At 39.5% G+C, this 25,288-nt stretch carries 24 protein-coding genes and 1 pseudogene; 15 read left to right on the top strand and 10 right to left on the bottom strand.

The window, feature by feature from the left end:
* Window positions 1–207: 207 nt before the first annotated feature.
* From CLI64_RS20580 to CLI64_RS20565, 5 genes are all read left to right on the top strand, one after another.
* Window positions 208–588 carry a nuclear transport factor 2 family protein gene (locus CLI64_RS20580; RefSeq protein WP_103138949.1) on the top strand — a complete coding sequence of 127 codons (381 nt, stop codon included), beginning with the start codon at window positions 208–210 and terminating at the stop codon, window positions 586–588.
* A gap of 73 nt (window positions 589–661) precedes the next feature.
* Window positions 662–832, top strand: a complete 171-nt coding sequence (locus CLI64_RS30895) for a hypothetical protein (RefSeq protein ID WP_157943301.1) — start codon at window positions 662–664, stop codon at window positions 830–832.
* A 77-nt stretch (window positions 833–909) separates the two neighbouring features.
* On the top strand, window positions 910–1,149 hold the full coding sequence (locus tag CLI64_RS20575) for a hypothetical protein (RefSeq protein WP_103138948.1): 240 nt from the start codon (window positions 910–912) through the stop codon (window positions 1,147–1,149).
* A gap of 15 nt (window positions 1,150–1,164) precedes the next feature.
* Window positions 1,165–2,085, top strand: coding sequence for a HEAT repeat domain-containing protein (locus tag CLI64_RS20570; RefSeq protein ID WP_103138947.1), 921 nt, complete (start codon window positions 1,165–1,167; stop codon window positions 2,083–2,085).
* Between the two features lie 247 nt (window positions 2,086–2,332).
* Window positions 2,333–3,244, top strand: coding sequence for a phosphorylase (locus CLI64_RS20565; RefSeq protein WP_103138946.1), 912 nt, complete (start codon window positions 2,333–2,335; stop codon window positions 3,242–3,244).
* Between the two features lie 53 nt (window positions 3,245–3,297).
* On the opposite strand, the gene CLI64_RS20560 is transcribed toward CLI64_RS20565, so the two are convergent.
* The 4 genes from CLI64_RS20560 to CLI64_RS20545 all read right to left on the bottom strand — a co-directional run bounded on the left by CLI64_RS20560 (window position 3,298) and on the right by CLI64_RS20545 (window position 7,187).
* Window positions 3,298–3,789, bottom strand: coding sequence for a PEP-CTERM sorting domain-containing protein (locus CLI64_RS20560; protein ID WP_103138945.1), 492 nt, complete (start codon window positions 3,787–3,789; stop codon window positions 3,298–3,300).
* Between the two features lie 236 nt (window positions 3,790–4,025).
* Window positions 4,026–5,942, bottom strand: coding sequence for an alkaline phosphatase (locus CLI64_RS20555; protein ID WP_103138944.1), 1,917 nt, complete (start codon window positions 5,940–5,942; stop codon window positions 4,026–4,028).
* 313 nt (window positions 5,943–6,255) lie between these two features.
* Entirely contained in the window at window positions 6,256–6,462 is a 207-nt protein-coding gene (locus CLI64_RS20550; RefSeq protein ID WP_103138943.1) for a hypothetical protein, read from the bottom strand.
* Window positions 6,459–7,187, bottom strand: coding sequence for a cation diffusion facilitator family transporter (locus tag CLI64_RS20545; RefSeq protein WP_225977403.1), 729 nt, complete (start codon window positions 7,185–7,187; stop codon window positions 6,459–6,461). Before CLI64_RS20545 ends, CLI64_RS20550 begins: the two co-directional genes overlap by 4 nt.
* Window positions 7,188–7,623: 436 nt before the next feature.
* Between CLI64_RS20545 and CLI64_RS20540 the strand changes: the two genes are divergently transcribed.
* Together CLI64_RS20540 and CLI64_RS20535 are read left to right on the top strand one after the other, a co-directional pair.
* Entirely contained in the window at window positions 7,624–8,931 is a 1,308-nt protein-coding gene (locus tag CLI64_RS20540; protein ID WP_103138941.1) for a glutamate-5-semialdehyde dehydrogenase, read from the top strand.
* Window positions 8,932–9,150: 219 nt separating this feature from the next.
* A complete protein-coding gene (locus CLI64_RS20535; RefSeq protein ID WP_103138940.1) occupies window positions 9,151–9,945 on the top strand; it encodes a hypothetical protein in 795 nt (264 codons plus the stop codon).
* A gap of 267 nt (window positions 9,946–10,212) precedes the next feature.
* Here the strand turns inward: CLI64_RS20535 and CLI64_RS20530 are convergent.
* Window positions 10,213–10,395, bottom strand: a pseudogene (locus CLI64_RS20530) (element excision factor XisI family protein); the annotation flags it as partial.
* 27 nt (window positions 10,396–10,422) lie between these two features.
* Complete coding sequence (locus CLI64_RS20525; protein ID WP_103138939.1) at window positions 10,423–11,838, bottom strand: isochorismate synthase MenF; 1,416 nt, start codon at window positions 11,836–11,838, stop codon at window positions 10,423–10,425.
* A gap of 346 nt (window positions 11,839–12,184) precedes the next feature.
* On the opposite strand from CLI64_RS20525, the gene menA reads away from it, so the two are divergent.
* The 3 genes from menA (at window position 12,185) to CLI64_RS20510 (ending at window position 15,716) form a co-directional block, all read left to right on the top strand.
* On the top strand, window positions 12,185–13,090 hold the full coding sequence (gene menA / locus CLI64_RS20520) for a 2-carboxy-1,4-naphthoquinone phytyltransferase (RefSeq protein ID WP_103138938.1): 906 nt from the start codon (window positions 12,185–12,187) through the stop codon (window positions 13,088–13,090).
* A 60-nt stretch (window positions 13,091–13,150) separates the two neighbouring features.
* Window positions 13,151–14,209 carry an o-succinylbenzoate synthase gene (locus tag CLI64_RS20515; protein WP_103138937.1) on the top strand — a complete coding sequence of 353 codons (1,059 nt, stop codon included), beginning with the start codon at window positions 13,151–13,153 and terminating at the stop codon, window positions 14,207–14,209.
* A 106-nt stretch (window positions 14,210–14,315) separates the two neighbouring features.
* Entirely contained in the window at window positions 14,316–15,716 is a 1,401-nt protein-coding gene (locus CLI64_RS20510) for a 2-succinylbenzoate--CoA ligase (RefSeq protein ID WP_103138936.1), read from the top strand.
* Between the two features lie 52 nt (window positions 15,717–15,768).
* Here the strand turns inward: CLI64_RS20510 and CLI64_RS20505 are convergent, their stop codons facing one another.
* The 4 genes from CLI64_RS20505 to CLI64_RS20490 all read right to left on the bottom strand — a co-directional run bounded on the left by CLI64_RS20505 (window position 15,769) and on the right by CLI64_RS20490 (window position 20,048).
* Entirely contained in the window at window positions 15,769–16,218 is a 450-nt protein-coding gene (locus CLI64_RS20505) for a thioesterase family protein (protein ID WP_103138935.1), read from the bottom strand.
* 78 nt (window positions 16,219–16,296) lie between these two features.
* Window positions 16,297–17,358, bottom strand: coding sequence for a T3SS effector HopA1 family protein (locus CLI64_RS20500; RefSeq protein ID WP_103138934.1), 1,062 nt, complete (start codon window positions 17,356–17,358; stop codon window positions 16,297–16,299).
* Window positions 17,359–17,570: 212 nt separating this feature from the next.
* Entirely contained in the window at window positions 17,571–18,809 is a 1,239-nt protein-coding gene (locus CLI64_RS20495) for a phosphotransferase family protein (RefSeq protein WP_103138933.1), read from the bottom strand.
* Window positions 18,810–19,727: 918 nt separating this feature from the next.
* Window positions 19,728–20,048 (bottom strand): TMEM14 family protein, encoded by a 321-nt coding sequence (locus CLI64_RS20490; protein WP_103138932.1) that lies wholly within the window; start codon window positions 20,046–20,048, stop codon window positions 19,728–19,730.
* A 164-nt stretch (window positions 20,049–20,212) separates the two neighbouring features.
* Between CLI64_RS20490 and CLI64_RS20485 the strand changes: the two genes are divergently transcribed.
* The 5 genes from CLI64_RS20485 (at window position 20,213) to CLI64_RS20465 (ending at window position 25,267) form a co-directional block, all read left to right on the top strand.
* Window positions 20,213–21,538, top strand: a complete 1,326-nt coding sequence (locus CLI64_RS20485) for an ATP-binding protein (protein WP_103138931.1) — start codon at window positions 20,213–20,215, stop codon at window positions 21,536–21,538.
* Between the two features lie 157 nt (window positions 21,539–21,695).
* Window positions 21,696–22,961 (top strand): tellurite resistance TerB C-terminal domain-containing protein, encoded by a 1,266-nt coding sequence (locus CLI64_RS20480; protein WP_103138930.1) that lies wholly within the window; start codon window positions 21,696–21,698, stop codon window positions 22,959–22,961.
* A gap of 161 nt (window positions 22,962–23,122) precedes the next feature.
* Window positions 23,123–24,451, top strand: a complete 1,329-nt coding sequence (locus CLI64_RS20475) for an ATP-binding protein (protein WP_103138929.1) — start codon at window positions 23,123–23,125, stop codon at window positions 24,449–24,451.
* A gap of 185 nt (window positions 24,452–24,636) precedes the next feature.
* Entirely contained in the window at window positions 24,637–24,912 is a 276-nt protein-coding gene (locus CLI64_RS20470; RefSeq protein WP_103138928.1) for a type II toxin-antitoxin system HicA family toxin, read from the top strand.
* Window positions 24,878–25,267: a type II toxin-antitoxin system HicB family antitoxin gene (locus tag CLI64_RS20465; RefSeq protein WP_103138927.1), complete on the top strand. Its 390-nt coding sequence runs from the start codon at window positions 24,878–24,880 to the stop codon at window positions 25,265–25,267. The genes CLI64_RS20470 and CLI64_RS20465 overlap by 35 nt, the downstream gene beginning before the upstream one ends.
* Window positions 25,268–25,288: the final 21 nt, after the last annotated feature.

The raw sequence follows: 25,288 nt of genomic DNA, 5'->3' as shown, positions 1-25,288 counted from the left end.
GTAAATAGATTTTTTTATTCAGAGAATGTATTTGCAAACACTAAAAAAATAGAAAAAAAGCAGTCGTGATTACATTTTTTTCTAAAATATTTACAAACTGTAATAAAAAATATGGCTTGATGAAAAACATAGTAGTAAATATTGAGCTAAGTACCATTTCCAAACCGCTATAATATGCGATCGCCGTGAGTAGGTAGGGGAACAGAGGTGACAAACATTCCAATCGCGCAACAAGCTTTTGAAAATTTAGCTACAGGATGGGCAACAGGGGATTTTCGGCCCTTCATCGATATGCTGGCAGATGATGTAGTTTTCTGGCTGCCGGTAGGCAAGCAGCGAGACACAGGCTTTACATACGAAGATAAACAGCAGCTAATTGCCAGACTCCAAGCGCGCACAGCAACAGGCGATCGCCTCATCTTCCATCCCCCTGATCGCATCACCAGCAATGAAACTACCGTTACCCTAGAATTTGCTAGTCAAGGGACTATAGGAGAGCAACCCTATCAAAGCCGCAATCTCATTTCCTTCGACATTACAGGGGAGAAAATTTCCGGCATCCGAGAGTATTTTGGCGACATTGATTGATGTTCATTAGGGGTGTAAGGGTCTAAGGGTGTAAGGGTGTAAGGGTTTAAGGGTTTAAGGTATTGGGCAGGGATTGAAAAAGAACCCAATACGGTTGTCCCAAGATGCAGGGCTTTTAACCCAAGAGTTAGGTTGGCGGGGTATAGTTCTTCCCCCTACACCCCTATACCCCTACACCCCTACACCCACCCCAACGGAGCTTGGTAATTTGCAAAGTCTGTGCGATCGCTTTGCTCATTGGTGACGCAATCTGAGAAGATCAAATATAGAAATTTAAAATATAGACCTTCTTTTAATCATCTTTAGGAAACACATAAATATATGGCTGATAGTCAAGAATCCATGCCCATCGAACAGGCAACCCCTGAAGAACTCACCGAAATTATTTCTGAGTTGGAACAATATCGGGAAAGATTGGTGAATGATACCCTCTCTATGGCACAACGCGCCAAAGTGATGAAAGCGCAAGCTATGGCTTATTTAGAGCCGAACTTAGCCCAAATCGACGCTCAAATCCAAGCACTGCGCGATCGTCAAGCGGCTCTTTCCTCTGGTAATTAGCATAAGGAATATCTGATGAATCACTCACTTAACTCCGACTCTGCAACAGTGGATCAGCCAGTCCCGCCAGTTAAGACAGAGCAAATTCAATCGGAGAACGATGCCCTAATTGAGAGGGTCAATGAGCAGATTACGATGGGTACCTTTGAAGTCAGCGACCAAATTTTAAAACAGTTGGTTGAAGGCTTAGGAGATCCACGGGGTCTAGTACGGTTGCGGTTTGCGGAAACATTGGGAGAAATTGGCGAAGTTGCCACCCCTTTTCTATTAGATGCCTTAGCAAATCATAGCAATGTCGTTGTCCGTCGGGCGGCAGCTAAAACCCTGACCATTATTGCCGACCCGAAAGCTGTACCTAACTTGCTCTATGCCTTCCTCAATGATGAGGATACAGTAGTGAAGGGTTCATCTGTAGGTGCGCTAGCGAGAACTGGAGAAGCCGCAGTACCGAGTTTATTGGAGGTACTAGCATCTAATCAGCCAGAAGATATTAAAGGTCATGCAGCTTGGGCATTAGCGTTTATTGGTTCTGAGGCAGCAGACTATTTATACAAAGCCTTAAATGATGCTTCCGTAGATGTGCGGTGTGCGGTAATTGGGGCATTGGGTCACGTAGCCCAAGAACAATCTGATGAGAAATCCTGTAGTCTGTTGGTTGCAGCATTGACTGACCCAGAAGCCTTGATTCGTACCGAAGCCGCAGCCGCATTGGGACAGGTAAATTATTTACCAGCAGTACCGCATCTAATTTTGGCACTCCAAGATACTGACTTAGATGTCAGAAAAGCCGCGATTAACTCTTTAGGAAAAATCGGCGATCGCACTGCTTTAGAACCTTTACAAGCATTACTTGACGATGAACAACAGGTAGTGAGAGTTTTAGCAAAATTAGCGATTGGGCAAATTGAACGTCAGGCGGAAGCTGATGATTGGTAATGGGGATTAAACCAATTCGCAATTCGCAATTCGCAATGGACTAACGTCCCGCTACGCTAACGCAATTCGCAATTATGTGTTGTAACGGGGATTTAAACCCCCTAAATTTTGTTAACACAGTTATTAGTCACTTGTTTCCTGTCATTGCTTTGATGGCAATGGCAGGAAATTCTATAGGTAAGAGCTGAGTAGAGTCACATTTCACCTTAAAATCTGGTGAGTGGGGATACAGCAAACAGACTCAACTATGCCTGACGAAAAAATTTTACTGCAACCTGCCACATTATGGGATAGCCTGAAAAAACAGACGCACCATGCTTTAGAATGCGGTGCGCTACTATCCATACCAACAGAATTTGAATTTGTCGAACAGGATGGGGTGAAATTTTTGGTACGAATTTTATCTAATCTTGTCCGTAAAGATACTGCTAAAAAACAACAAGACAAGCAAACCCAATCTAGTGGTAAAGAGTTTAATCCCTTCTTACCCTATGAACAAGATTTATTTGTCGCTGATATCTCAGAGACTCATGTCTGTATATTGAATAAATTCAACGTCGTTGACTATCACTTATTAATTATTACCCGCGCTTTTGAAGAGCAAGAAAGCTTACTCACCCTGGCAGATTTTGCAGCTATGTGGGCTTGTTTAGCGGGGATGGATGGTTTAGCCTTCTATAACGCAGGTAAAAATGCGGGTGCAAGTCAACGACATAAACACTTACAGTTAGTACCCCTACCCCTCACACCTTCAGGAATCAAAACACCTATAGAACCGCTTTTAGCTGAGGCTAAATTTGAGGGTGAAATTGGCACTATTCCTGGATTACCGTTTATACACGGCTTTGCTAAGTTAAATCCAGAGTGGCTAGAATCTCCCTTGACAGGTGCTAAGGCAACTTTAGAGATTTATCAAAACTTATTGCAAGCTGTAGGTTTAGGTGCAATTGATGGTGATAGACAATCGGGTGCTTATAACTTACTAGCAACACGAGAATGGATGCTCATCGTACCGCGATCGCAAGAACATTTTCAATCGATTTCTGTGAACTCATTAGGCTTCGCCGGTGCAATGCTGGTGAGAAACGCATCTGAAATGGAACTTCTCAAACATCAAACCCCAATGAATATTCTGAAAAACGTGGCAAAAAAATTATAGTTTGTAGTCAGGACTTTCATCCTAACTACAAAACATCAAATCTGGCGTTTTACTTAATTGATTGATTGAGAAAGTTGTTTCTTTCTACCCCAAAATAAACCTAGTCCCACAATAGATAAACCCAGCAGAGAACCTGGTTCTGGAACACGAGTATAGTTTACAGATTGATTTGCAGTTGCATCAGCATTGAGAAAGTTCTCGCTAAATACAAAAAATTGATTTGGTACTACATATTGCAAACCTAATCCCTGTCCCTTGGGAATGTTGCCAACAAAATCTGTTAAAACTGCGGCGATAGGATCATCAGCTTCCGTAAAAGTTAGGCCATTGTAGTTAGCAAAAATCTTTAAACCTTCTGAAACTTCTACAAATTGATCAGCCGCAGCCGCTTGGTTAAAAGAAAAATAGCCTGTGAGAGTCTGATCAGCGTTAGAGAAATTATAGGTAATGTTTGCAGCTTGGGTGGGTGTAATTTCTCCCAAGGTAAACATGAGAGTCGTCCCGGCTGTAGCAACTGCTAGCTTTTTGAGGATGGAGTTAATCATTTTTTTCCTTGGTGAAAGAAGAATTTTTTTATTAGGGGTGTAGGGGTGTAGGGGTTTAAGGGTTTAAGGGTTTAAGGGTTTAAGGGTTTAAGGTTGTAGAGGTTGAAAGTTTTGAGTGGGGTTTGAGTCTCCGTCCAACACGGTTCGGTTGCCCCAAGGAGCAGTGCTTTTAACCTAATGGTTAGGTTAGGCTGCTCTTCTTCCCCCTATACCCCTACACCCCTATACCCCTATATTTACGAAGCTGGGCTAGTCAAAGCAGTTTTCATCGCTTGGAAAATGTGGCTTTGGTCAACTACACCCCTCACACCTGGAACGGTGTAAGTATTGCCAGTGCTATCTGTAAACTTGACACTCTGCCCCAAGGAGCGTGTGAGAGCAGAAGAATAAGCTCCTTGGAAATAAACCGGTACAGGACGGTTAGTGTGACTACCCCAAAGGTATTTTTGAGTAGGATCAGAACCCCAGAAGTGACCTGCTTCTTTGGGGTTGTGTTTGTTGTAGGTGGCTTCTTTGGCGTTGTACTTCAAGCCTCTAGCTAAATTAGGATTAGTGTTAGGAGTTAGCTTAGATACGAAGTCATTGTTAAGAGTCAGATAGTGGTCATGGTCAGCCGTGACGATAAGTAAATTCTTGCTCCAACCGCCATTTTGATTAATCCAAGTGATGACTTCTTGAACTGCTTTGTCGAAATCATTCATTGCACCGATGAGGTTATCCATGTTGTCGTCATGGGCTGCCCAATCGATATCACCACCTTCTACCATCAGCCAAAAGCCGTCTTTATCTTTGCCCAGCACTTTCAGAGCTGCTTTGGTTAAATCAGCTAATGTGGGGTTTTCGTTAACTTCTCTAGCCACAAAACTAGCGTCTGTTTCTCCGAGGGCTAGAGGTCTAACTGTATCTGGGTTGGGGCCACTAATTGGATTACCATTAGCGTCTAAAACCGGAACACACTCACTAATAGAACCAGGAATGATTTTCCCTGATGGACAGGTAATGGGAGTTCCACCCCTTACAACAGAGCTATAGATAGAGAAGTTATCTAAACCTGTGGTGCTGTAGTCACCCTTAGAGGAACTTGTAGGAAGATTTCCGTTTTGACCACGCGCACCGTATAGACCAAAGAGTTTACCGCCTTGATTGGGGTCAATGTTAGCAGCAGTATTTAATAGGGTTTGAGTAGCATTTGTCCCACGTTCTAAGAAGGTGTAACCGTAGCGATTGGATGTAGGACTTGGATTATTTTTCAGGTGTTCGTAGGTGTCTTGAGTGATGTATGTATAGTCATAAGCCGGACTGACAGCTGTTCTATTTTGCATATCTAGGGGATGACCACCACCTAACAGCACATTGGGTTGGAAGTCTAACAATGTCTGCTGCAAAATACTGTCTTGGTTGGTCTTGTTGGGATCGTAAATACTGTCATACTTACTACGACGGTTAACGTAAGAAGCGGCTGCTCCTGGTGTAGCGTGGCTAATAGGTACAGATGTTACTAATCCTGTGGCTTTGCCTTGTTCTTTGGCAATTTCCAAGATAGTTTTCAATTTTTTCTCGTATACATCTACCCCCATTGCGTTGTTATAGCTTTTCACACCGGTATATAGAGTTGTGGCGGTGTTGGCAGAGTCGGGATAGCTATATTTGATGTACTCTTTGTTGTAACTACCAGGATTAGCCGGAGATAAAGGAATCCAAGGAGCAGGGCCACCTTGGCTGACATCGTAACCAACTAAGTTTCCTGGTTGTGAGCTATTACCGTCGGCGCGATCGCCTGGATTCAATGGAGTGGGTTGGAAGGAAAAACCAGGACGAACATTACTCAGTCCTGTGAAGGAGTTAGATCCATCTAGAGCAGAGTTACCGGTGAAGTGTTTTTGATTGGTGGGTTCGGCGGGTGTACTGGCTTGAATGGTTGTGCCGTATGTTGTTACCAATCCATATCCGGTGAGATTTTGGAAGCTCAAACCAGAGCCTTTCCCACTGGTATAAAAGGGCGCGCCTTTAGCTAAAGCTGCGGCTCTAGCCATGTTCCAGCCCATGCCATCACCAATCATGATGATGACGTTAATACCATTGCCAGCAGCTAAGGCAGATTCAATGCCGGGATTACCAAATACCAAAAAAAAGGCACAAAAAAGGCTCGTCATAGCGAGTGATAGGACTCGCCTGTACTTTTCTAAGTATGAAATCATTGCAGTATGTCTGGGAATAATTTAAATGAGCGCGACACCGATTTGATTTGGAGAAAAAATCTAAGTGTATGTAGTGGACTGTCTAGGCTAAAGTAGTGCATTAAATTGGAAAAATTTAAACGCCGATAAACGCCGATAAACGCGGATAAAATCGATTTTTTAATGCAATATTTAAGGCTTGCCAGGCCACTATGTATCTGTTCAAAAATCAGGACGGAATCCTATATTTTGCTTTTTTTGGGAATAATTGTATTTGGTTAAATCTTAATTATTGATAGAAATTGGGTTCTTCGTGGCTATAGTAAAAGTCTGGATGACCGAAGTCTAAAGATTGTGCCTGAATCTGATTTTGAATTGGCACTGAGGCAGTAACTGGTTGTTGGTTTGGTGTGGTGAAAGAAAATAGGATTGCCACTATTAAACCAAACATAAAACCAGCTAATACACGCCAATGACGTTTCAGTAATGAAATCATCGCACTAGCTCCTCTAAAGTAGGAAATAATAGCTTTTCTGCTTGCTCGCGATCGCCATCAGTACAAGTTTCTGGTGATAAATTACAATTACAGTTGATGTCTGTAATTTGACCGCGCAAACACTGCACACTTTGAATTACTAAATAAGCTGCAAATGTGGCTATCAGCACCGCCACAATTAGACTAATCACTCCATCCGCCCAAGTCCAATTTAACCAGATGACAGCGATCGCCGCTAAAACTGCCCCCACAGAACTGGCTACGTCCGCTAACAAATGCAGTAAAGCTCCTCGGATGTTGAGGTCATGATGACTACATCTGTGTAAACACTTGGCATTAAAACCGTTAACAAGTAGACCAATGAGGGCAGTTGTTAACATAGGTACACCATTAATCTCTATGGTAGGAGATTGCAAGCGCACCAGAGCTTCTTGAATGATCCAGCCAGCAACGGCTGCTAGGCTCAGTCCATTAATCAAGGCTGCTAGGACTTCCAATCGATAGCGTCCCAGGATGTTGCGTTGTGATATGGATTGAGATAACCAGGCTGCGATTAGTGCTAAACCTAATGCGGCTACATCAGCAAAAATATGTTCAGCATCTGCTAACAGAGATAAGCTATGACTCCAAAGTCCCGCCCCTAGTTCTATACAGAAAAAAACGCTCAATAAAACTAAAGCAGTCCAAAGAGCCTGCACTTTCTGTTGCGCTGGAGTTGATGACATTGCAACTGACTCTCTAAATTGATTGGTGCTGGACTCAAATTTTGAGCGTTTCATTGAATGCCCTTGTGCCGATAGCACTATTCTAAATCCCTGAATACCTGTACATCCCTGCGAAAATCTACCAGATGTAAGGTTAACAATTATGTAAGTGAGGTTTAATAAGAGATAAAATTTCAGTATTTACCGAAATAAAAATGGTTATCATATTCATTTTAATACCAAGTGACTGATAAAACAGCCCCAGAAACCCACTAAGCCATAGGGTTTGTTGGTGTCAAAGGAATCTTGTCTTTGGAAAAAAATAGGAGAGGAAGGTGCGTCAGAATGAATATTTTCGTTGTGCAATCAGGTTTCCTCGTACTGACGCACCCTACAAAAAGGATAGGATGGGGAAAAGCTGAAAGTTTTGTGCTATCAATCACTGTTTTGTTGAATCATGACTACTCTGCAAGTTGCTTCTTCCCTGACTAACATTGCCCAACAAACCCGCCAAGCTGCTAGTAAATTGGCGATTCTCTCGACTGAGGCAAAAAATCAAGCGATCGCCTCTGTTGCCCAAGCGTTAGAATCAGCCAAGGATGAAATTGTGTCAGCGAATATTGCTGATTGTGAAGCGGCGACGGCTGCGGGTATCGCCAAGCCTCTCTATAAACGGTTGCAGTTGGATGAACATAAGTTAAGAGATGCGATCGCAGGGGTGAGGGATGTGGGTAAGCTAGCTGATCCTGTGGGACAGGTGCAGATTCACCGAGAATTAGATAATGGCTTAGTTTTAAAGCGTGTGACTTGTCCTTTGGGTGTGTTAGGGATTATTTTTGAAGCGCGTCCAGAGGCGGCAATTCAAATTGTCTCTTTGGCAATTAAATCTGGTAATGGTGTAATTCTCAAATGTGGGAAGGAAGCTGTACGCTCTTGTGAGGCGATAGTTAAAGCGATTAAACAAGGTTTATCAACAACAGATGTGAGTCCTGATGTGGTGCAATTACTCACAACTAGAGAGGAAACTTTAGAACTTTTAAAGTTAGATAAATATGTAGATTTAATTATTCCTAGAGGTTCTAATTCTTTTGTCAGGTTTGTCCAAGAAAATACTCGCATTCCTGTACTTGGTCACGCTGATGGAATTTGTCATTTATATGTAGATCAAGCGGCTGATATTGATAAGGCTGTGCAGATTGCTGTTGATGCTAAAATTCAATATGCGGCGGCTTGTAACGCCATTGAAACTATGTTAGTAAATCAAGCGATCGCACCGGAATTTTTACAAAAAGTTGCCGCCGCTTTGCAAGCAGTGGATGTGGAATTACGTGGTGATGAACGGACTTTAAAGATATTACCTGATATTGCCCATGCTATTGATGCCGATTGGGAAACAGAGTACAGTGATTTGATTTTAGCGGTGAAAGTTGTAGACTCTTTAGAAGATGCGATCGCTCACATTAATGAATATGGTTCTCGGCATACTGATGCGATTGTCACAGAAGATTTAGCGACGGTAGAAACATTTTTTGGCTTAGTTAATTCTGCCGGAGTTTTTCATAATTGTTCCACTCGCTTTGCTGATGGTTTCCGTTATGGTTTTGGTGCGGAAGTCGGGATCAGCACTCAACAAATGCCTCCCCGTGGCCCTGTTGGGTTGGAAGGTTTAGTTACATATAAATATCAATTAACTGGTGATGGACATATTGTTGCTACTTACACTGGTGCAAATGCTAAGGCCTTTACTCATAGAGATTTAGAGTAAATCTCAGCAATTGCAAATTCAGCATCCAGTCTCACGTTAACTGGGTAGAAAGCGAGAACAATTTTATCTTTGGGAATTTCGGCACTGATGGTTTAATTAGTCATTATACTGTCAGTGCTACTTAATCTTGCTTGCCAATACTTAATAAGTATAATTATCATTGTCTCTGAAAAAGCTACTTGCTAAAACTGAAAAAAATGCTGTTCAAGTAGCATATTTATGAGAATTACAGAACACACTCCTAATAAACTTACACTACACAATTCTGCGTTAAAAGATTGGATAATTGGCAGTATTATTACATCTCTGGGAATTGTTATTCCCGTCTTATACGCTGGTAAAACCATATATAGTTTTAATTGCAAGAGAGACAATAGTGTTAATGGAGGAATTTGCCAGATTCAAGAGATAGATAAATGGGGAGCAAGTACACCAAAAATAGTCACGATGAATGAGTTAAAAGGAGCTAATTTAGAGACTAGAACTTACAGAGTGCGTGGCGGCAAGAGAGTAGAGTATAATATTAAGCTGCTAACTAAAAATGGTGATATACACTTTACTAGTGGTGATAATGAAGAAGATATATCTAGTTTAGTTAACCAAATCAATGATTTTATTAATTATTCTCAAGCATCTAATTTTCAGGTTAAAAATGTTATAGATAACACAATAGTAATGTACACAGTTGGAGGATTATTATTAATTTTCGGAATATCTGCAATATTTGCAGATGATATTATGTGTAGCTTTGACAAAGAAAGTGGAAAGTTTTTTATTAGAAGAAAAGGGTTACTTGGCGAGAGAATGCAATGTGGAGAGAATATTAACATCTCTGACATTTGTATAGAGAAAAATAGTAGTTCGCGCAATAGCAGAACTGGGAAAATAGAAATTACCTACAAACTCAATCTTATACTTAAATCAGGGGAAAGTCTGCTGTTACATAGTGGTGGTTCTAGTCATCAAAAATACATGGATATTGAGAAAAATATCCGCCAAATAGTTGATATTTAAATATTTCGCTTCTAGATTTAATTACTAAAATAGCTTATCTATCAGTTAGGTAGGCTGTGTCAGTGCGATAGTACCTAACTATACTCATAACCAATTCTCTATGAAGTTGCGCCAAATAAATGATGTAGAGACGTTGCATGCAACGTCTCTACAGTACAGAATAAAGTGCATCTATGGCTACGCCAGGCAAGCTACATCAAGAAACGGTATCGGAAATTATTTATGCTGATGCACCCTAAATTTTGAATATTTTTTATCTCGAAGTCCCTAAGCGATCGCAAAGTCAGTATACAGTCTGACATTAACTGGGTGAAAAGCTAGAACAATTCTATCTTTCGGAATACCAGCACTGACAAGTTCATTCGCAATTCCGGTTTTAGTACCATCTCTTTGAATCCAAACCTTATCATTGATAATATCAATGTGAATCAGACAACCATGTACACGTTGTTTATGGTATCCATTCAGTGATTACCTTTAAACTAAAGCCTTTAACAAAGCCTGAAGCTTAAGTTGCACTTCTGCAAATTCGCGTTCAGGATCAGAACCGGCGACGATACCAGCACCAGCGTAAAGTCTAGCGCGATCGCCGTCAATTAGAGCCGAACGAATCCCCACGATAAATTCACAGTTACCCTGAGAGTCTACCCAACCTAAAGGCGCAGCGTATAAGCCTCTTTCAAAGTTTTCATAACGGCGAATCTCTGCACAGGCGATATCTCTGGCTGCACCGGCGACGGCTGGCGTGGGGTGTAATTGGGCGACAATTTTTAAAGGATGCACATTAGCCGGAACGATCGCACTAATCGGTGTCCAGAGGTGCTGAATGTTAGATAATTGTCTCAGGCGTGGTGCTAAAACTTGGGGTAATAAACCTAATTGGGTAAGGCGTTGAGTAATGAAATTCATCACCAGTAAATGTTCATGTCTTTCTTTTTCGCTGTTAAGTAGGCGATTTGCATTAGCTGCATCTTCTGCTGGAGTTTTCCCTCTGGGTGCAGAACCCGCCAATGCGTCAGTAATTAATTGTTGATGATGAATACTAATTAATCTTTCGGGACTCGCACCAATAAAACTTTGTCCTTTGCCGTTACTGGTAGAAAAAATATAACAATTGGGATGAGTTTTTCGCAGATTATTTAAGGAATTAAATAAATTAAAATTCTGATTGGAATTTACATCTAAAACATCTGCTAAAACAATCTTGCTCAGATGACTAGAGTTAATTTTTTCTAAAACTGATATTACAGAACTTTTAAAAGTTTCTGTATTTTTGACAGGCTTGTGGGTGAAAATTGCAGGAAAATAATCTTGTGTGGGCGTATGATGCTTTAAAGAACGGATATTTTCTATTTTATGGCTAATTTTTTGTAAAAATAACTGAATATTAAAATTATCATTGATAACAGTATTAATTACTAAATTACATTGCTCATCTTTGACAGAAATTTGCCAGCGTGGTAAGAAAACTGTCGCCGCAGGAAAAGGGTAATCATCTGTATAGTGTTGATCAAAAAAGCTAAAGTAGCAAAAAAAGTGCGGGCCAGTAAAATCTGCGTTTGTCTCACCAAATGTCATGATGTTTTTCAGGTGAGATTGAATAAAATACTCAGCTTGATGAAATCTGTCTTTACCATTAATCTGGATTTTCTTCACCGCGTCGATAGCTGCGATCGCCTCGCCTTTGCTTTTATTCTCAAAGTAAAAATTTATTTCATTTGCTTGCGCTAATTTATCTAATACTATCAAAGGATCTACCAAATCAATTGATAGAGAAATGCTGACAATTTGCCCACAATTATTTTTGAGGCAGTTTTCTTGAACGTCTAGCAAAAATTGGTAGAGGTCTTTTTGTTTTACAGCAAAGTTACTACGACATGGTGAAACTGTCATAAATCTAGAAATAGTAAATTTTTTTTAAGTTATCTTCCTAAAGTGTAATTAAACATGGTCGTATTTCTACAGGTAGCATATTCAGTCACCATTTCACCAGAGTATGACTTGCTTTGTTTTTGGTGTTCCCCAACCCTGATTAGGGGGGCTGAGTCTTTGTCTACCAATAAAAAGATGTAAAATTTGCCACCTGGAGGTTAAAGAGTTGTAACATATTACTCAGTTCTTGAGTGAGTAGATAGCTAACTTTCAATTAATACACTGAACTAAAGAGAAAGTATATTACGTATCACTCAGCCTAAATAAATTATGAGTAAATTTTTGATAGTTTAAACAATTAGGACTGATGACTACAAAACAAATTTCCCGTCCCAAGAGTAAATTATGGATGGCGGCAATTAAACCGCCCATGTACAGCGTAGCTATTATGCCAATTTGGGTTGGAACGTCTGTAGCATTTGCAGAGACTAAAAGTTTTAATGTAGGAATATTTTCTACTTTTGTTTTAGCTGCAATTTTGATTCTGGCGTGGGAAAATATCAGTAATGATGTGTTTGATGCAGAGACAGGTATTGATATAAATAAACACCACTCGCTGGTGAATTTAACTGGTAAGAAGAATTTAGTATTTTGGTTAGGAAACCTGTGTTTAATAGCAGGTTTATTGGGGATATTAGCGATCGCCATTTGGCAACAAGATCCCACAGTCATTGGCATAATTCTCCTATGCTGCGGTTTAGGCTATATGTACCAAGGGCCGCCTTTCCGTCTAGGATACCAAGGTTTAGGCGAAATTCTTTGCTTTTTTGCCTTTGGGCCTTTGGGCATCACCGCCGCCTACTACAGTCAAACCAAAACTTGGTCACTCACTGGTTTAGCTGTTTCCATTATTGTAGGGATTGTCACCAGTTTGATTTTATATTGCTCACACTTTCACCAAGTTAAAGACGACATCGCCGCCGGTAAAAAATCGCCCATTGTGCGTTTAGGCACAGCCACAGGTGCAAAAGTCCTGACTTGGTTTACAGCTAGCATTTACCCACTCACCTCACTGTTTGTCTTATTGGGAGTTTTCCCAGTATGGACGCTTCTTAGCTGGCTAAGTCTACCTTACGCCTTCAAATTGTGTCGCCATGTCCAAGAAAATCATGACTACCCCGAAAAAGTCAGCAACTGTAAATTCATCGCCGTAGCTGTACATTTTTGGAGTTGCTTGTTATTGGGTGTAGGATTTGCGATCGCAGGGTTTTGAGAAGGTAGAGGGCAAGGAGGCAGGGGGCAAGGGTGAAGTTATTACGCAGTTTCCAATACTATGTACCAATTTGAATTTCGTACAATATCGCGGAAATTTGCGCGATCGCTGGTTACTAGTCATGGAATTTGGGATACTCGCGAAGCCATTATTCTCAGATTGTGTGATTCCACGGGGAATGTCGGCTGGGGAGAAATTGCCCCTATTAGTTGGTTTGGTTCGGAAACTCTCGAACAAGCTTTAGATTTCTGTCGCCAACTCCCCCCAGAAATTACTGCCACAACAATTCTTTCTATCCCTGATAATTTACCCGCTTGTCAATTTGGCTTTGAATCGGCGTTGGAGGTATTGGGGAATCAATTCAAAATACCCTACGGGAAGGCAAGCCTACAAAATTCAAAATTCAAAATTCCAGAATGGGGACTGGGAACTGGGGACAAGGTAGACTGTATTTCTCATTCCCCCTGCCTCATTCCCAATGCCCCATTCCCAATGCCCCATTCCCAATACAGTGCCTTACTCCCCACCGGGGAAGCAGCTTTAAATCAATGGCAAACTCTTTGGCGGGAAGGATATCGCACGTTTAAGTGGAAAATTGGCGTAGATGATATTAGTCAGGAACTCCAAATATTTGATTTACTGACACAAGCTTTACCCAACTCTGCCAAACTGCGTTTAGATGCTAACGGTGGCTTGAATTATGAACAGGCGCAATTATGGTTAGAGACTTGTGATCATTGGCAAAAAAATCCCCAATCCCAGGTTGAAATTGAATTTATTGAACAACCGTTAGCTGTAACAGATTTTTTTCAGATGGTGGCATTGAGTCAATCTTATAACACTGCGATCGCCCTAGATGAATCCGTCGCCACACTCCAACAATTGAAGACTTGTTACGAACAAGGTTGGCGAGGAATATTTGTGATTAAACCAGCCATTGCGGGTTATCCTTCACGCCTGCGAAAATTTTGCCAACAGCATGAAATTGACGCAGTATTTTCATCGGTATTTGAAACTGCGATCGCTAGATTTGCTGCACTCAAGTTAGCAGCAGAATTATCTCACAAAAACAGGGCTGTTGGTTTTGGCATCAATCACTTTTTTACTCAAGCAGAATAAGCTGTTATGCCTTGAATTTGCATATTAATATTCGCAGGGGGCAGGGGAGAAAGTTTATAGCTTGTATCGAAAAATTAAATTAAGCAACTTATGGCTGTAAAAACTTATGAATCTTGGCGACAAAATTTCTTTTCAAGAACTAATTCACCATGATTTGCTAATTGGTGAAGATAACCAAAAACTCCGACAAATCGCCACCAAAATTTACACCGAACTCACCCAATTATCTCAGCTGCATCACCCATTAAAAATCATCATAGCTGAACGCGAACCAGTCAAATTTTTAGCCAGTTTTATCGCTGCCTATGCAGCCAACTGTCAAGTATTTCTATGTAATCCCGATTGGGGAAAACAAGAATGGGATCAAGTATTTACCCTAGTCAAACCCGACATTATCTTAGCCACAGAAACCTTACCCAAATTCCTCCATTCTTCATTCCCCATTCCCCATGCCCCATTCCCCATGCCCCATTCCCTAATCATGATCCCCACCGGTGGTTCATCGGGAAAAATTAAATTTGCGATGCACACCTGGGAAACTCTCACAGCATCAGTGCAGGGATTTCAAGAATATTTTCAGCTAAAACAAATTAATTCATTTTGTATTTTACCCTTATATCATGTTAGCGGTTTCATGCAATTTGTGCGTGCCGTGATTACTGGTGGTAAACTCGTGAGTCTTTCCTTCAAATCAATAGAACTAGCCCCCAATTACCAAATTAATCCTCAAGAATTTTTTATATCTTTAGTACCGACACAATTACAAAGACTGCTACAAAATCAAGAATTAACTACATGGCTAGCTAAATTCCAAACTGTTCTTTTAGGTGGTGCGCCTGCGTGGGAAGAATTATTAGCAAAAGCTAAATTTCACAGTATCCGTTTAGCACCAACCTATGGCATGACAGAAACAGCTTCTCAAATTGCTACACTTAAACCTGATGATTTTCTAAATGGTAAAATTAGTAGTGGTCAAATTCTTCCCCATGCTCAAGTTAAGATTCGCAACAATCAAGGAGAAGTTTTACCAGCTAATCAAATAGGCCATATTACCATTCAAGCTAAATCTTTAGCCCTTGGTTACTACCCCAATTTTTGGCATGATCAAGATAATTTTGCTGTAGATGATTTAGGTTTTTTGGATGAACAAGGTTATTTAAAAATAGTAGGACGTAATAGCGATAAAATTATCTCCGGTGGAGAAAACATTTATCCTATAGAAATCGAGTCCGCTATCCTACAAACACAAATGGTTAGTGATGTGTGTGTAATTGGTGTGCCTGATCAAGATTGGGGACAAGCATTAACAGCGATTTACGTTCCTCAAAATATAGAAGTCAGTGCGGAAAATATGAAAAACGCACTCAAAAATCAACTCAGCAAATTTAAAATCCCTAAATACTGGATTCCTCTAGATACTTTACCCCGTAACACCCAAGGTAAAATTAATCGTCAAACATTACAAATCATAGCTACAGAATTTTTGCTTAACCATAAAGTTGATTAAGATTTCCAACATCTGGAAGACTTTGGTAACTCAAAGCTATTCTCAATTCTCGTTATGAAATAACTTCTCTAGCTTTTCTTCTTTCTGCTTCTTCTATTTCTCGGCGATTTCTTTCTAACCAATGGATAATATTAGTGGGTAATGCTTGCTTATTGCGGGTATTGGCATCAATACAAACGTGGCGAGTTATTGCCTTAGCTACTGCTACCTCAGATGAGAAAATTTCATAGTTAATTTCAAACTTTTCTGTCCCGATTTTTTGGGGCATTAAATTCACTAATAATTTGTCTCCACAAAATATAGGACGCAAAAAATCAACGCTAGCGTGAACTATGGGGAAACCCACTTGAGGATGAGTAAAAAAGTCCTTAAGATTGATCCCTGATTTGTTCAGTGATTCCTCATAGGCTTCATGACAAATACTCAGGAGATTGGCGAAGTAGACTACACCAGCCGCATCTGTATCTTGAAAATGGACAGTGCGATGATAACTAAAAGACATAAATAAATTTCAACAATAAAAAAATAGCAGGTATCAAGCCTGCTCTTATGGTTAATTCTACTGCAATGTCAATACAAATTACTTGATGGGTGAATATATATCTTGAGAAGTAGGGTTGAGGTAGGGACGCTGTAAATCAATGGCATGATCTTGAAAATGTTGCTGAATAGCTTTCATTCTTTCTTCCACAGCATTTTTACCTGTTTGCCAAGCATCTAGCAACGCATTTGCTAAGATTTGACAACGATTCATCCCAAAACTTTCTTGTGCGGTAAATTTTTGAGTTGGTTCTTCTGCTAACCCTAAACCTGGTGCTAGAAACTTGGTAAATAAGGGGATTTCTGGACGGAAATAAGCTTGATTTTCTTGGTAAACAAATTGCAAAATTTTGTGAATTGCTGGATAGTCGTGACTCTCAAAGTAGAGTACCCCAGCATCATAACGTTCATAGGCACTGGGGTTATAAAGCACTTGAAAGGTAAAAGGAATAGTATGGACGTTGAGTTGTTGGGTGAGACTATCCATCAGCGCGATCGCACCATCTGCACTAAAATTAAAATAGATTCTCCCACTGCCTAAATTGACATCTGGATTACCTTGCTGTTGTCCTACATCACTCACAGCTAAATAATAGCCATTTTGCAAGCGATTATTCGGCATCCAAATTGCGACTGATTCCCCGACTTGGGCAGATTTTTTTCCTGGTTTGAGATGACAATCAGGCTCAATATATAAAGTTAACCCATCTTTAGCCACTGCCATACTACCATCAGGCTCTTTTCGCAGCACTTCCCAACTGGGATCAAAATAACCTTTACCATGATTGTTGGCTTGCAGTTGTTCGTAAAATTCCCAGTCAATATCAACAACTGAATTAGTGGCTAAATTGTGAGGTACTTGATAATTATTATTACTACCATCAACAGCTAAACTGTTTTGTAGCGCACCGTTGTAATAGATACCGTAAAGGAAATTTCTTAATAATAAATTGAGATATTTATATTGTAGATCAGGTGAATTTTGTTGAAATCTATCTGCTACTTTTGTTGGCAAAGCAAATGGCTGATAGTTAGGATGATATATACAAAAGTTAGGCTCAATGTGGATATTAGCAGCAATATCTCTCAATGAATTTAGCATTTTTCCAGCAGCATTAAGTTAACATTCATCAAAAACCCGACAAGCAAGGAAAATAGATACTGTTTTTATCAATTTCCTTTTCGCTAGTTTAGGGACTTCCAGAAAATAAACTATCCAGATTTATCTTCTTCAAAACAACTGTTTCCCCCTGCTCCCTGCCCCCTGCCCCCTTGCCATCAAAGTGATAGTATATTTTTTTAATTGGAAGCCCCTTAGCAACCACGCAACCGAGTTTTTTCGTAATATAACCGTACTAATTGCTTCTCTTTTTCTGGTTGAGTGACTTCGTTCATCTTGGTTACGGAACTGATAATTTCTGATTCCTGAGTTCCCAAGATGCTAACTATAGATTTTTCGGGCATAGTTAGAATATTTTTAGCTAGCTCTAACTTATAAATATCAGAATTATCAAAGTTGCGGCAATTATGAATACTGTCTTGAATTTGGTGAATTAATGCTAATCCGGTAAATTTCATAACCCTGATTAAAAAATCACTACTATATTCCAAAATCATCGGGAAGGCATCAAGATAAGCTTGTAATAAAGCTACCAATGATGGTTGGATATCCTCTAAAGGAGTAATGGCTAATTGTAGAGATTCTTCTAATTGTAAAGTTGGGTCTATCACTAAGCTATAAAGCCAAAGTTTTAAATAACTAGCTATGATATTACCCAAATCAAAGGCGGGATCTCCCCATCCGCAAGCTTCCCAATCAATTAATCTGATTAAGCAGTTATCTAATTGATTCCATCGGGAATGAATAAGAACATTGTGCAGGTGCAAATCATTGTGCGTCAAACAGCAAGGATTCCATTCATAGGCTAAATCAGCAATAGCTGCTTCTAAACTTTCATAACGTTGATAAAGTGTATAAAACTGTAATGATTGGCTGTTAACTTGACCAAAAATTTCTGGTGTAATGGAATCTATTCCTTGGGCGGGGTTGTAAAAGCTATAGCGAAATTGTCCTGCGGGGGCAGTCGCCATAAAATCGTGGTATTCCTTGCGTTGGAAAGTAGCGCGATGGAGGGCTGCTAATGTTGTGCCAATTGCTGAGGCTATTTCTACGGGGAAAATATTGTTTTGTTGATAAAAGTTACTTAAATCTAGGTATTCGCTGAGATAACTACGCACTAGGATGGAATTTTCTTCATCAAAATGTAGCACTAAGGGCGCGATCGCAGAAATATTACCTAAGACGGGGAATTGTTGCAGCAGTTGTTGAAACAACCATTCATTAAATAATTCGTGGGGAGTTCCATCACTTGTAATATTTTTTTCTTGCTTGACTAGGAGTTGAATATTATCCTCTAAATTCACCACTAAATTACAATTCTTCTGATTAGCTTTTAGTTCTCTCACAGTCTCGAAACTGTTATTTAATAAGCTACACAGACCTTTATCTTGTAGATACCGGATAACATTACGAGAATAAAGTGGTGATAACATAATATAATTTCCTAGTTAGTAAAACCGCCGTAAATCTCTAAATATCAGGCTGACTTTTACTTCAGCAACTATGGTAGATAACAACAAGTATTTATATATCAATCTTTTTCAATCTATTCCATTAATATCTTATTTGTGAGTTTATCACCTGCCAAAATGGCAATAATTCGCTTTATTTTTACTTTAATTTTTAATGTTTTCCCTACTAAATCTTTATACAAAACAAACTGATAGCTAGAAATAAATAGATAGTATTCTCTTGAATTAATTGAGTTGCAAACGATATTTTCTGATAAAAAATTATCTCAAGCTAGTAATAAATATTACATAGATAGCAATAGTTATTTTTGGCTGCTTCAAGTCTGATAGACCTGAAAATCAAGGATAAATTATTGTGTTACTCATCAAAGTATACTTTATACTTATGTATTTTTTGTATTCTGTTTTACATAAATATTTTATTTATAATAAATCCTCAAAAATATTTATTTATATATTTTCAACTTTATCAGTATTATGTAATTGAGCCATCATCTACTACAAAAACTGTCTCTAGGTAGATGTCAGTCAACAATATTAGTTGTGTCTTTCAAAAAGGTATTTCGCCGCAGAAGGTTCACTTTGCTTCTCTACCAGAGGCAGAGTATTATTTTCATCTATCACCGTGAAGTTACTACAACCGGATATTTTTCCTGAAAGATATAAATCATCCAGTTGCAGTGAGTGTAAATGGTTACTTTGAATACAAAATTGGGGATTGGGAGACGAAAGAAGGCAGGGGGGCAGGGGGCAGGGAGAAATGGGGAAATTTTTCTCCCCCTTGCACCCTGCACCAATTCCTCTTCCATGCCCAATGCCCGATGCCCCATAATTGTCTCGTAAACCAATATGGATGTACTATAACAATGTCAACAATTGCTACCTGACAGTCACAAGTTGATTTACCATAACTGTCAGTGCCAACATCCCTAAAATAGTCATGAGGCCTGCTGGCATGAATTTACGTGTTTTAGCTAGTCTCAAAGCAAAGAAAACAACTAAAACAGCCGTAACACAAGTTGCTAGAATCAAAGCCCAGGCTTGTCCTTGTAATTGTAAGTAGGCAGCTAAAAGTAGTATAAAACCGCTAACTAAACCACTGAAGAGAGAAACTTGACTATGAGCTTGAAAGTAACCAATAATGCCACCAATAATCGCCAACACACCATAGGCGATCGCAGCAATTATACTTGAATTCATGGTTAACCCCTATGTAGATTTTGCCTTTGCTACTCAGTCCAGCAGAAAATTAACCATAAGCTAAATTAAGCTGTTCTACATTTAATCTATATACAGTCATCCTTAAAAATGCTCAGTTCTTCATTTTGAATTTTGAATTCCTTTGATTGACGGATAATTCAGCTATGCCCACGGCAAGTTCTTCTTCCTATGCCCAGGTTCAACTCCTCCAACGCCAAGCCGCGTCACTTTTACTTTATCAATCAGTCCTGCAAGATGAAGTAGGAATTGCCTTTTTGGAGTTGTTACAAGCCATTCGCTACACCGATGCTGATGCAAGAGGTTGTTTGCAAGCCTATGGTAGTTATTTTCACGCCCTTGCAAATCAACAGCAAACTTGGGAAGACTACCTCATCACTCAAATTCTCATGGCGGAAAATCCCTTCACTCAACTCGCCCAAAAACGAGATTTTGAGGACTTACCCCAAGCTTTAGTCGTCGCCGCCCAGCATGATTTACAAATATTACAGAGTTTGTATGAATGCAGTAGTGCGATTTTGAGTGAATGGGTACAAGGTGTAGGGCATTTAGCGGTGTCTCCTGTGGTGTGGTACGTTGAACCAGAAGCAACCACAACAGGTTTAGCATCGTCTCTGCACCATTGTGATAATTGGGCAGAATTAGTAGAAGACTTAGCAAATCACTATCGCCAATGTGGTACAGGCTTATTTGCCCAATATCGCGCTTTGCGTTGGCAAGCAGGTGAATTTATCGGCATTCCTCACCCTGATCCCGTGAAGTTACATTACCTAGTCGGGTATGAGTCACAAAAAGATACCTTAATTAAAAATACAGAATTTTTATTAGCTGGAGAAGCCGCACTGCACGTATTACTTTATGGGACTCGTGGTGCAGGTAAATCTTCCTTAGTTAAAGCCTTGTTAAATGAATATAGTCATCGCCACCTGCGTTTATTAGAAGTGACAAAATCACAATTGCAGGATTTACCCACCATTGTCGAACATTTGCGCGACTTGCCCCAGAAATTTATCATCTTTGTCGATGATTTATCCTTTGAAGAAGACGATGACGCATTTAAAGCTTTAAAGGTAGTGCTAGAAGGGAACTTAACAGCTAGACCACAAAACGTAGTTGTGTATGCTACATCTAACCGTCGTCATCTCATTCGGGAATTCTTCGCCGATAGACCAACACCCAAACAAAACGAAGAAGTCCATGCTTGGGATACCATGCAAGAGAAACTTTCCTTTAGCGATCGCTTTGGCTTAACCTTAACCTTTGAATCCGCCGATCAAACGACATATTTACAAATTATTCAACATCTTGCCACACAATCCGGAATTGACATCCCCCAGCAGGATTTAGAATTTCAAGCCTTACAATGGGCTACACGCCATAATGGACGTTCTGGAAGAACAGCAAGACAATTTATCGATTTTCTCAAAGCAGAACTATCACTTTTGGGAGGAAATCCAGAAAACCAAGATTGAGAATTTATCCCCTTCTACCATCACCTACCCGCCTTCAAAGTGCTGTCAGCATAGCGCGGCGTTAGCCAATGCTAAATCCTAAATCTTGAGTAAACCCAATCCCTAATCCCCAGTCCCTAATCCCCAGTCCCCAGTCCCCGATCCCCAACCCAGCCATATGCAGTCATCCATGTTCAGCAATCGATTTATATTAGGTATCGTTGCCTTTAGTGTCAGCTTTGGTCTGAGTCTAGTCCCCAAATGGGATTTTAACCAAGCTTTCCTCACAGGGGCAATTACCGTAGTTGCGACCTATGCCGCAGCCTTATTTGTCGATAAGCGACGCAGAACCCATGAACTGCTAGTTTTAGCTTCCTTTCGCAAACGCATTAAAGAAACAGAGGGATTAAAATTTCGCGTAGTTAAAGAAATTGAGCAAATAGAAGCCCATCGTAATTTACTTTACAACGAAACCAAGCAACTACAAAATCACATTCTCGAATGTCGTAACCAAAGAGATAGTTTACACCGAGAATTAGGTAACTTTGCTTCCCAAAGAAAGCAAATAGAAACAGAAGTCTCTAACCTAAAAACCGAGATTCAAAATTTAGAAAAAAATCAGTCGGATTTACAGCATTCCATATCAGCACTCATCTCAGAAAAACGCCGCCTAGAATCTAATTACAATGCCTTTCACGCAGAAATTAACCAGTTGCAAACCCACATTCAAGAACTCAGACAAGAAAAACAAGAAATAGACAGTAATATCACACTACTCGGTAGAATTAAACCGCAGCTAGAAGAAAAGCTTTATGAATTGCGCTTAGAAATCCAAAAATTAGAGTCAGAAAAAAATCAGCAAAATCAGTTACTACAAGCCACAACAATTGAGAAAGATGATGTCACAGCCAGCATCAATTCCTTACAATCTCAAAAGTTCCAACAACAAGAGCAATTACAGCAATTAAAAAATGAAATTTCCCTACTGCAACAAGAACGAGACTTATTACAAAATCAAGTTTGGGAACTACTCCAGCAAATAGAAACATTTAATCAAGAACCCATCTCTGAAAATTCACAAGAGGATAATATTGAAATATTTCCCTTTGCAGATCTACTGGAAACAGGAGAAACATCCGATAACTTACCCGAAATATGGGACAGATTTTTTAATCAACTACCAGGACATGAATTCCAAGTATTAAAAGCTATAGTCGAACAAGAAGACCCCTACCCGACGATTAAAAAAATTGCCGAATCTAATATTACCATGCCTAATATATTAATTGACGCTATAAATGAACTAGCTACTGATGTCATCGGTGAATTAATCATTGATACCACAGGAGATAAACTAGAAATTTATCCAGAATATATCCATCATGTCACCCAAATGATCGACCTGTATGAAAACCTCATGGCTAGACACGCCTCATCAAATTAAAAAGTAAAAAATTACAAAATTTACTCTAGAATTAAGACACACCACAACTTATTTTTATTTTTCTGCATTTTGCCTTTTAACTTTTTACTTTTGCCTTGTTCAATCACACGTTGTAAAATAATCGTTATTATAGGCATTGACATCCAAATACAGTAAAGTACATGGCAAAGCTCAAACTCTCGAAAAAAACTTCAACTGCATTAATTAATTCTCTCGGTGCGGGAGTAGTTCCCAGAGTCGGAGTTGAACACATAGCAGTTGGTCGAGAAAAAGAACTTAAAAGCCTATTACAAAACCTTGATGATATTGCTGAAGGTGTCGCCGCATTTCGGTTTATAATTGGTAACTACGGTTCTGGTAAAAGCTTCATGCTGCAAATGATCCGCAACCGTGCTATTGAGCAAGGTTTTGTGGTTGCTGATGCTGATTTATCTACAGAACGTCGCCTAGCAGGAAGCAACAATGAAGGCTTGGCTACCTATCGAGAATTAATGAGTCATCTCTCTACAAAAACGCGTCCTGATGGGGGAGCATTAGTTTCAATATTAGAAGGGTGGATTAATAAAATCCAACAAGAAGTAGCAAAAGAAACTAACTTACATCCCCATGATGAAGGGTTTGATGACCAAGTAGAAGCCAAAATTCGGGAAGTTGTTCAGTATATAGAAGATTTAGTCCACGGTTTTGATTTTGGTACAGTTATTATTTCCTATTGGCGTGGTTATCGCTTAGATAATGATGACTTAAAAAACGCCGCACTGCGTTGGTTAAGAGGAGAATTTAACACCAAAATTGAAGCAAAAGCCGCTTTAGGAGTCCGCGTTATTATTGATGACGATAGCTGGTTTGATTACGTCAAACTTTTAGCAAAATTTGTGGCTGAGATTGGCTATAAAGGGCTATTAATTTTAATTGATGAAGCGGTCAATATATATCAGATTTCCACTACAGTAACTCGCGAAAAGAACTATAACCGACTGCTAGGAATGTTTAATGACACCATGCAGTGTAAAGCGGAAAACTTAGGTATTTTTATTGGCGGAACAACCAAATTTTTAGAAGACCCCAACCGAGGTTTATTTGCAGACCAAGCTTGGCGCAGACGCACTAAAGAAAGTCGTTTTGCTACCCAAGTAGATGTTCAGGAATTTTTGGGGCCAGTTATCCGATTAAATCCTTTGAGTGAAACAGAAATTCTCACTTTATTGCAACGCTTAACAGAGATTCATTCTACTCATTTTAATTATGATAAGACTTTAACTAGTCGTGAGTTAAAAGAATTTACTCAAGAAATTGTTAACCGCTTAGGTGCAGAAGCATTACTCACACCAGGGGAAATTATTCGAGATTTTATTAGTGTGTTGAATATCCTACACCACAATTCCAAAATCAGATTTAGCGAATTAATTCATGGTTCTCAATTTCACCCTACTGCTGTGGGTAAGAACTCAGGTGTTAATGAAGATAACGCCGCAGAGTTTAGTTTGTAGTCTCTTTTGGTTTTTAAACGCGAAGTGGCGCAGAGGTGAACGCAGAAGAACGCAAAATTATATAAATTAAGTGAAACTTAAATTTGTAGTGACGTGAACTACCGAAAGCTTTAGGTGTTGCGTTACTATTTTTATCCCCATCATTGCTATAAAAACTGTGATATCATATATGATACTATGCTCCAATGAGCAAGTTAAAAAAATTAGTTGAGCAGTTTCTTAAACGTCCGCCAGAGGTAAGGTTTGAAGAAGTTCGTTACCTTTTAGAAGCTTTTGGTTTTGAGGAGAAACGGTCTAAAGGTAGTCATCATAGTTTTCGAGACTCTCAAGGGAGAATTTTAACCATACCTAAAAAAAGTGGACAAAAAGTTAAAGGAGTCTATATCCAGCAAATAATTGAGTTATTAAATCTAGAAGAGTGGAGCGATGAAAACACTGAAGGTACAGAACAAGCAGATTGAGAAATTATCTTTAGAACATTATTTAAATCTTCAGTATCCTGTAACACTTTATCCTGATGTAGAGGGAGGATATGTAGCTCAAATTAAAGATTTACCAGGATGTCTTACCCAAGGTGAGACTTTGGAAGAAACAATTAATAATATTAATGAAGCTAGGGAATTGTGGATTGAAACAGCTTACGAAACTGGAGACGAAATTCCTCTACCTAGCACTGATGAAAACTATAGTGGTAAACTACTGTTGCGGATGCCCAAATCTCTACATCGACGTTTAGCAGAAGCAGCAGAGAAAGAAAATGTTAGTCTTAACCAATATCTTGTTTTTTTATTAAGCACATCAAAACTTGCGCCTTAAGACCTTAGCATATCATGTCAC

Source organism: Nostoc sp. CENA543 (genome assembly GCF_002896875.1).
GTDB lineage: Bacteria > Cyanobacteriota > Cyanobacteriia > Cyanobacteriales > Nostocaceae > Trichormus.
The sequence above is the reverse complement of the archived record's forward strand: the minus strand, read 5'-3'. Positions and strand labels throughout refer to the sequence as shown.